Below are 7,508 nucleotides of genomic sequence, written 5' to 3' on the forward strand. Positions count from 1 at the left end.
CCGCTCGTCAGCAGGGCCACGTCCAGCAGGGCGAGGGCCAGCGGGGTCGAGGTCGGGGCGGCGATGAAGCGGGGGCGCCAGTCGGGGAAGAATTTGGACTTGTAGGCGCGCAGGCCCTGGAAGCCGTACAGGGCGCCGCCCTCCTCGAACACCAGGGCGCCGACGCGGCCGAACACCGGGGCACCGCGACGGTCCTCCAGCCCGGCCAGGGGGGCCATGCCGAGGTCGAACCGGGCATACCCCTCGGACCCGGCCCACTGGATGGCGCGGATGAACAGATAGTCCATGATCCCCGGCGGAGCGTCGGGAACATGGCGCATCAGGTCGATGGCGACCTCCCTCGCCTCCCCCGCGCCCGGCAACAGGTTGCCGAACGCGACGATGCGGGTCTGCCCCTCCATCGTCTGGCGCACGACGGCGAGCGGGGTCAGGTCGAGGTAGGCGGGGTCGAACCGGCCCAGTGAAAACGCCTTCTCCTCGCCGTTGTGCTCGGCCAGCCAGGCGTCGGACACGGCGCGCAGTTCGTCGGCGATCGCAGACGCCGATCCGGGCTGCAGGACGGCGAAGGAGGCCCCCTCGCGTTCGGCCCGGTTGATGGCCGTCCTCAGGTTCTGGCGCGACTTGCCCTCCAGGGTGAAGGCGGCGACCTCGACCACGGCGGTCTCTCCGACCTTTCGCACCGCCAGCCCCATGGTCGCCAGATCGGCCAGCAGACCCTCGCCCACCGAATAGAAGACCGGGGCCCCGCCGTAGCTGTCGGCCAGTTCGGCGAAGGCCCACAACAGGTCCAGTCGCTCGGCCTTCAGGCCCGCCGGTTCCCCCATGGCAATCCAGCGCCGCCCGCGTACGCGATAGGCGAGGAAGCTTTGGCCCGACGGACTGAACAACAGAGTCTTGTCGCCCAGCGCCGCCAGCCAGGCCTCGGGCGCGGCGCGGTGGAGCGGAGACTGGGCGGCCTCAGTCAGGGCGGTCAGGGCGCGGGCGCGATCCTGGGCATCAGGCAGCCGACGACGGCCCGATCCGGGCGCGGCCAGAAGCGACACCGCCGCGATCAGCAGGGTGAGGATCGACAGCACGGCCGCGGCGCGCAGAAAGCCCGAGGCCTCGCTGTCGCTCAGAAAGGTCCACCAGAGTTCGTCGGTATAGGCCACGTCGCGGTAGGCGAAGAAGCCCAGCCAGACCATGGCGGCCACCGCCGTGACGAGCAGCAACAGCCACCCGGGACGCAGGGGCTCCACCAGACGCGACCGCCGGTCGAACGCCGGCTTGCACGGCGTCAGCAGAGCGGCGACGGCCACCAGTTGCAGCGCCTCCTCCCAGTTCAGGCCCTTGAGCATGGTGAAGACCGCACCTGCGAGCATGGCCCCCAGGGCCAGCCAGTAGGCTCCCCGCCGCCTGCGCCACAGACCGGCGGCGAGCAGCAGCAGCAGGAAGCCGATCACGCTGGCCGCGAAATGCGAGATGTCGATCAGGAAGGGCGAAAAGGTCTGGCGGACGATCGACAGTCGATCCGAGAACGCCGGGGTCACCGCCGAGATCAGGGTCAGGGCACCCGCGCCGAACACCACCACGCCAAAGGCCTGGGGCGAGGCTTCACGTACTAGGGCGAGCAGGCGGATCAGGATACCGGGGCGACGACGGGGCGAACTCATGGCGGTCTGATAGCGGGAATTGGCCAACCGTGGCGCCCCCAAGGTCATTCCGGGGCGGGTGAAACATTCCGAAATGGAGGGTGTTTGTCTGGCTGCGGCGCACCTCTGCCGCGCAACCCCGGACCGATCCGACATGATCCGCAAGACCGCTCTTCTGACCAGCATCGCCGGCCTGATGCTGACGGCCGCCCCTGCCCTGGCGCAGGAGGCGATGACGCCGCCCGCCCCGACGACGACCCAGACTGCCCCTAGTCCGGCTCCCGCCCCGACCGAACAGCCCGCCACCTTGCAGCTTCAACCCGGCTCTGACGTAAAGGGCTCGGACGGCACCGTGCTCGGCAAGCTGGAAGGCGCGCGCAACAATGACGCTGGCGAGCAGGAACTGACCGTGCGCGGTCCGGATGGCCAGCTCAAGGGCGTGCCGCTGGGCGGACTGCGTCAGGACGGTGCAGGCGTTGTGGTCGGCTGGACCTCCGCTGAATATACGGCAGCCCCGGCCATCGCCGACGATGCGGCTCCGACCGAAGCCACGACCCCACCCGCAACCGACGAACCGGCCTCAGACAGCGCCGAGACCGAGACGGCCGAACCGGCTCCGACCGAACCTCAGTAAGGTTTCCCGACCCGGCCTAGAAAACGGGGCGGTCCCGACGGGACCGCCCCTTCTTTATGCTCTGATCCTGAGAAGGATCAGGCGCGGCGCTTGACCAGACCCAGCAGGAACAGCAGCAGAACGGCACCGCCGAACGCCACCAGCAGGGTGATCAGGTTGAAGCCGCCGACGGGGATGCCGAGCAAATTCTGAGCGATGAAACCGCCGATCAGTGCGCCGACGACGCCGACGATCAGGTTGGTGACCAGGCCGTGGCTACGACCCATGACCTTTTCCGCGAGCCAGCCGGCGACGATGCCGATGACAATCCATCCGATAATTCCGAGACCCATTGTGGTGACCCTTCCAAGTCAAGCTTTCGATGGGCCTGTAATGCGTCGCTTGCTTTCGGGTTGCGTAGGGGCCTGTCAAAAGGCCGCAGGGGTGCTGAATCCGTTCGTCGAACGCTGCAACTCCCTCCCTGAGCGAAACCGGCATGTCGCTTGCGACTGCTAAGGCGAGCCGTCCCGTCTTGGGACACTCCATCAGAATGGGGAAATGGGGCCATGGCCACCGATATCGATCTTCACCTGGGCCGCCGCCTGCGTCGCCGTCGCCGCCTGCTGGGCCTGACCCAGCAACAGCTCGCGCTCCAGGTCGGCATCCGCTTCCAGCAGATCCAGAAGTACGAGTGCGGCGCCAACCGGATCTCGGCCGCCCGCCTGTGGCAGCTGGCCGAGGCGCTGGAATCGCCGGTCAACTATTTCTACGACGGCCTGACCGAGGCCATGGAACGCAAGGAGGCCGCCGGGGCCAACGGCGGCGAGATGTTTTCCAGGAAGGAAACCCTCGACCTGATCCAGGCCTATTACCAGCTCGGCGAACGTCCGCGCCGCCGCCTTCTGGACCTGGCCAAGTCGCTGCACGCTGAAGAGCCGGTGGCATAGTCTTAGGGCGCTATCGCTCGCGACGCGGTCGCTCGCTGCTTGAGCGCGGGGTGGAGTGGTTGGTGGTTAGTGGTTAGTGGTTCGGGGGCCGGCGACGGCAATCACTAATCACTAATCACGAACCACTCTTCCATGACCTCCTTCGAAGCCTTCGCCGTCGATCTGGCGCGCACGGCCGCTGCCGTGACCCTGCCGTTCTTTCGCGGCGAGTATGCGCAGGAGAACAAGGCGGGTCCGGGAGCCTTCGATCCTGTGACCCAGGCCGACAAGGAGGCCGAGGTCGCGATCCGGCGGGCGATCGCCGCCCGCTATCCCGACCACGGCGTGATCGGCGAGGAGTATGGCGAGGATCGGCCCGACGCCGAACACGTCTGGATTCTCGATCCCATCGACGGCACCCGCGCCTTCATCGCCGGCCTGCCTCTCTGGACGACATTGATCGGGCTGCGCGTCCAGGGGACGCCCAGCGTCGGCGTGATCGCCCAGCCCTATCTCGACGAAGTCTTCCTCGGCGGACCGTCGGGGGCCGTCCTGATGCGCGGGGATGCGACCACGCCCCTTCGCACCCGCGCCTGTCCGGCCCTGACCGAGGCGGTCATCGCCACCACCGATCCCGACATCTTCACCGGCTCCGAGCTGGGCGCCTGGACCCAGGTGCGGGCCGCCGCGCGTCTGGCCCGCTATGGGTGCGACGCCTATGCCTATGCGATGGTGGCGGCCGGGCGGATCGACCTGGTCGCCGAGAGCGGCCTCAAGCTGTGGGACTGGTCGGCCCTGATCCCCGTGGTCGAGGCGGCCGGCGGAGCCGTCACCAACTGGCGGGGCGAGGCGATCGACGGTACCGGCCAGATCCTGGCCGTCGGCGACACCGCGATCCGGGAACAGGCGCTGGTGACCCTGAAGCGCGCTGCGCTGTAGAGGCCATGCCCCACCGCATCATCCTGTTTCGCGGCATGAACACCGGCGGCGTCCGGGCTCCGGTCGCCGAACAGCGGGCCATGGCGTTGGAGATGGGCCTCGAGAACCCCCGCACCCTGCTGGCCAGCGGCAATCTGGTGGTCGAGACCGACAGGACGACTGTCGCGCTGGAGGCCGCGATCGAGACGGAGATGGCGCGGCGTTTCGGCCTGAAGATCGCCGCCATGGCTCGCACGGCAGGCCAGTGGTCTTCCCTGATCGCCGCCAACCCCTTCGCCAAGCAGGCCGCTGCCCATCCCGCCCAGGTCCTGACCATGATCATGAAGGCGGGGATCGCGCCAGGTGCCGTCGAAGCCTGTCGCGCCCTGACCGAGGGCGGCGAGGCAGTGGAGGCCGTGACCCTGAAGACCGGCGGCGATGTCCTGTATTTCTGGTTCCCGGACGGCATGGGTCAGTCCGGCATCTTCAAGAAGGCCACGCCCAGACTGCTCGGCATGGGCACGGGCCGCAACTGGAACACGGTGCTCAAGCTGGGGGCGATGGTCGGCGTCTGACGGACCGGAGCGTCTGGCGCGGCACTGCGGCGCGGGCTAAGGCCAGCCGATGAGTCTGCGCGAGAAACAGCTCTGGATCAGCCTGATCGTCGGTACGGCGGTATGGAGCCTCTATGGCTGGCGGCTGGCGCATCTTGTCGGACGGACCGAGGGCTCGCTGGCGCTCTCGGCCGGGCTGGCCTTTCTCGTCGCTCTGGGCGCGGTGGTCGTGACCGAAGCCGTGGGATCGGCCGTGGTCGGCTGGCTTCAGCGGCGGCACCGCCCCGCCCAGGACGCAGCCCTGACCGAGGCCGCCCTGATCGCGGGCCATGTCGCCCTGATGGTCCTGGTCGGGCTGATCGTTCTGACTCTGGCGGGCTTGTGGCTGTTCGCGCTGTGGGCGGAAACAAGGCTGGAGACCCTGAGCATGGCGTTCGCGTTGACGCCCCGCACCCTGGTCCTCATCGCCAATCTGCTGCTGGCCTGCATTGTCCTCGCCGAAGGGGTCCGCACAGTCCTGACGCTGATGCTGGTGCGCCGGCGACGCTGACGGCGATTTCGCAAGAGACGTCTGCGCCTTCGCGGTTGTCTCGACGGCCTCGGCGGCTAAGACGGTGGGACCAGCCCCGGAGACACCCATGTCCGACACCTATGCCAACCTGCTGATCGAGCGCCATGCCGACGGTTATGCCGTCGTCACCCTGAACCGGCCCGAGGCGTTGAATGCGCTGAACTCGGCGCTGTTCAAGGATCTGGCCGATTTCCTGGATGCGGTGGAGTTCGACGACACGGTGCGCTGCCTGATCCTGACCGGGTCCGGCGAAAAGGCCTTCGCGGCCGGGGCCGACATCAAGGAGATGGCCGACCAGACCTATGCCCAGATGTATGCGGGGAACTATTTCGCCCTGGGCCACGACCGGATCGTACGGTTCAGGAAGCCCATCATCGCGGCGGTCAACGGGTTCGCCCTGGGCGGCGGTTGCGAACTGGCCATGCTGTGCGACTTCATCGTCGCGTCGGAGAAGGCGAAATTCGGCCAGCCCGAGATCAACCTCGGCGTCGCGCCGGGGATCGGCGGATCCCAGCGGCTGACGCGGCTGGTAGGCAAGTCCAAGGCCATGGACATGGTCCTGACAGCCCGGATGATGGATGCGGCGGAAGCGGAGCGCGCGGGTCTGGCCTCGCGCATCTTTCCCCACGACGACCTGATGACCGAGGTCCGCAAGATCGCCGCGAAGATCGCGTCCCAGAGCCCGCTCGCCGTCATGGCCAACAAGGAGATGGTCAACGCCGCCCTTGAGACGACCCTGACGCAAGGGGTCCAGTTCGAACGCCGCCTGTTCCACTCCCTGTTCGCCTTCGAGGACCAGAAGGAGGGGATGGCGGCCTTCGTCGAGAAGCGGAAGCCGGTGTTCACGGGAAAGTAGGGCTCAGGTCTTGGGGATCAGGGCCTGGAAGACCCGGTGGATCGATTGCGAACGCCCCAGGCCCCGGGCCCTTTTTCAAGCCTCTTGCTCCCCGTCGCCTCATCCGCTATAGCCGCGCCTCTTCAGATTTCCGCGCCGTGGACGTCAGGTCCGCGGCGTTTTCCGTCTCATAGGTTTTTCGATGGCCAACAACCCCGGCGCCCGCAAGGCGATCCGCAAGATCGCCGCCCGCACCGAAGTGAACAAGGCGCGCCGCACGCGCGTCCGTACCTTCCTGCGCAAGTTCCAGGAAGCCGTTTCGGGTGGCGACGCCGGTGCCGCCAAGACCGCCTTCATCGAGGCCCAGTCCGAGCTGATGCGCGCCGTCTCCAAGGGCGTCGTTCACAAGAATACAGGCTCGCGCAAGGTCGGTCGTCTGGCCGCCCAGCTGAAGAAGATGTCGGCCGCCTGATCCATCGGGCACCGGACGGCCTTTCATAGGCCTGTCATGGTAAAGATGAAGAATTTCAACGGCGAGAGGGCTCAGGCTCTCTCGCCGTTTGCACGTGCGCGGCTAAGCGATTGAGCCCGGAATCGGGTCGCCGGTTATGGTGAACACGGTTTTTTTCCAAGCGGCTTAGGGCTTTAGCGGAGTCAACGATTTTAACTTCAATTCGAGGCGCGAATCAGCGTTGACGCACCCGGCGCGGGGCGTAAGTTTGGGCCTCTGACGCACTTCCATCCCCTCACGGATGAAGACGGCGCGAGACCTGATTTCGCGACGGCGTGAGACGCCTTTTCAAGAGTTCGACCCCGCCGTTGAAGCACCGCTTCGAGGGACAGGAGAAGTCGTGCCTTGATCCAGGCGGCTCTGCGAAGCGCGTTCGGTGATGGGTTTTCAATGCGGGTGGCTGAACGATGAGCGGGGGTGTTTTGATGGCGGGGATGACGGATCCGGATCACATCTGGACCGAGGCGGCGAGCCGTCTTCGGGCCGAGATCGGCGACGGGCCTTTCAGCTCCTATATCGCGCCGTCGGCCGTGCGGGCCGATGGGGCCGGCCAGCTGATCCTGGTCACGCCCACCGCCTATGCCCGCGACTGGGTCCGCAAGAACGCCCTGCGCCGCATGAACGAGCTGTGGCTGGGTCTGGACGGTCTGAACCGCCGCCTGGACGTCCGCTGCCGCGCCGAGATGGGCTCCGTCGCCCCCGCCTCCCAGGTCGCCGCCGGCCGGGCCGAGGGTGCTGCCGTGACCGCCCCCATCCCGATGCCGACCGTGGCCCCCGTCGCCGATGGCGAGCGCGCCGTCCGCGCCGCCGGCCTGCAGGACCGCCTGACCTTCGACAGCTTCGTGGAAGGCCAGGGCAATGCCTTCGCCCTGGCCATCGCCCGCCAGGCCGCCGCCTGGGCCGACGGCCACTTCAACCCGATCTTCTTCTGCGGCCCCTATGGCTACGG

Annotated in this window: 10 protein-coding genes; 8 read left to right on the top strand and 2 right to left on the bottom strand. The window is 67.5% G+C overall.

What is annotated here, in order from left to right; translation table 11 throughout:
• A partial coding sequence (locus tag JHC99_RS15985) for a phosphatidylglycerol lysyltransferase domain-containing protein (RefSeq protein ID WP_292155526.1) occupies nt 1-1,652 on the bottom strand: 1,652 nt, incomplete at its 3' end.
• A gap of 133 nt (nt 1,653-1,785) precedes the next feature.
• Between JHC99_RS15985 and JHC99_RS15990 the strand changes: the two genes are divergently transcribed.
• The gene (locus JHC99_RS15990) at nt 1,786-2,265 is read left to right on the top strand and encodes a superoxide dismutase (RefSeq protein ID WP_292155528.1); all 480 of its coding nucleotides are present in this window, start codon (nt 1,786-1,788) and stop codon (nt 2,263-2,265) included.
• Between the two features lie 77 nt (nt 2,266-2,342).
• Here JHC99_RS15990 and JHC99_RS15995 read toward each other — a convergent pair whose 3' ends face one another.
• Nucleotides 2,343-2,597, bottom strand: coding sequence for a GlsB/YeaQ/YmgE family stress response membrane protein (locus JHC99_RS15995; protein ID WP_271145250.1), 255 nt, complete (start codon nt 2,595-2,597; stop codon nt 2,343-2,345).
• 213 nt (nt 2,598-2,810) lie between these two features.
• Here JHC99_RS15995 and JHC99_RS16000 point away from each other — a divergent pair, with 213 nt between their 5' ends.
• The 7 genes from JHC99_RS16000 to JHC99_RS16030 form a co-directional block, all read left to right on the top strand.
• Nucleotides 2,811-3,191, top strand: a complete 381-nt coding sequence (locus tag JHC99_RS16000) for a helix-turn-helix transcriptional regulator (RefSeq protein ID WP_271145251.1) — start codon at nt 2,811-2,813, stop codon at nt 3,189-3,191.
• 132 nt (nt 3,192-3,323) lie between these two features.
• Nucleotides 3,324-4,109 (top strand): histidinol-phosphatase, encoded by a 786-nt coding sequence (gene hisN, locus JHC99_RS16005; RefSeq protein ID WP_292155531.1) that lies wholly within the window; start codon nt 3,324-3,326, stop codon nt 4,107-4,109.
• Between the two features lie 5 nt (nt 4,110-4,114).
• Nucleotides 4,115-4,663, top strand: coding sequence for a DUF1697 domain-containing protein (locus JHC99_RS16010; protein ID WP_292155533.1), 549 nt, complete (start codon nt 4,115-4,117; stop codon nt 4,661-4,663).
• 49 nt (nt 4,664-4,712) lie between these two features.
• Nucleotides 4,713-5,192 (top strand): hypothetical protein, encoded by a 480-nt coding sequence (locus JHC99_RS16015; RefSeq protein WP_292155535.1) that lies wholly within the window; start codon nt 4,713-4,715, stop codon nt 5,190-5,192.
• An 88-nt stretch (nt 5,193-5,280) separates the two neighbouring features.
• Nucleotides 5,281-6,069 carry an enoyl-CoA hydratase-related protein gene (locus JHC99_RS16020; protein ID WP_292155537.1) on the top strand — a complete coding sequence of 263 codons (789 nt, stop codon included), beginning with the start codon at nt 5,281-5,283 and terminating at the stop codon, nt 6,067-6,069.
• Between the two features lie 181 nt (nt 6,070-6,250).
• A complete protein-coding gene (rpsT, locus tag JHC99_RS16025) occupies nt 6,251-6,520 on the top strand; it encodes a 30S ribosomal protein S20 (RefSeq protein WP_292155539.1) in 270 nt (89 codons plus the stop codon).
• A 473-nt stretch (nt 6,521-6,993) separates the two neighbouring features.
• The coding region (locus JHC99_RS16030) for a DnaA N-terminal domain-containing protein (protein ID WP_292155541.1) at nt 6,994-7,508 on the top strand (515 nt) is incomplete at its 3' end.

The organism is Brevundimonas sp., from assembly GCF_016463485.1.
In the GTDB taxonomy this organism is placed as follows: domain Bacteria; phylum Pseudomonadota; class Alphaproteobacteria; order Caulobacterales; family Caulobacteraceae; genus Brevundimonas.

Bases quoted from the DNA above. Each gene is read 5' to 3' on its own strand.
- JHC99_RS15995 (WP_271145250.1), bottom strand. From the start codon at position 2,597: ATGGGTCTCGGAATTATCGGATGGATTGTCATCGGCATCGTCGCCGGC.
- JHC99_RS16020 (WP_292155537.1), top strand. From the start codon at position 5,281: ATGTCCGACACCTATGCCAACCTGCTGATCGAGCGCCATGCCGACGGT.
- JHC99_RS15990 (WP_292155528.1), top strand. From the start codon at position 1,786: ATGATCCGCAAGACCGCTCTTCTGACCAGCATCGCCGGCCTGATGCTG.
- rpsT (WP_292155539.1), top strand. From the start codon at position 6,251: ATGGCCAACAACCCCGGCGCCCGCAAGGCGATCCGCAAGATCGCCGCC.
- hisN (WP_292155531.1), top strand. From the start codon at position 3,324: ATGACCTCCTTCGAAGCCTTCGCCGTCGATCTGGCGCGCACGGCCGCT.
- JHC99_RS16010 (WP_292155533.1), top strand. From the start codon at position 4,115: ATGCCCCACCGCATCATCCTGTTTCGCGGCATGAACACCGGCGGCGTC.
- JHC99_RS16015 (WP_292155535.1), top strand. From the start codon at position 4,713: ATGAGTCTGCGCGAGAAACAGCTCTGGATCAGCCTGATCGTCGGTACG.
- JHC99_RS16000 (WP_271145251.1), top strand. From the start codon at position 2,811: ATGGCCACCGATATCGATCTTCACCTGGGCCGCCGCCTGCGTCGCCGT.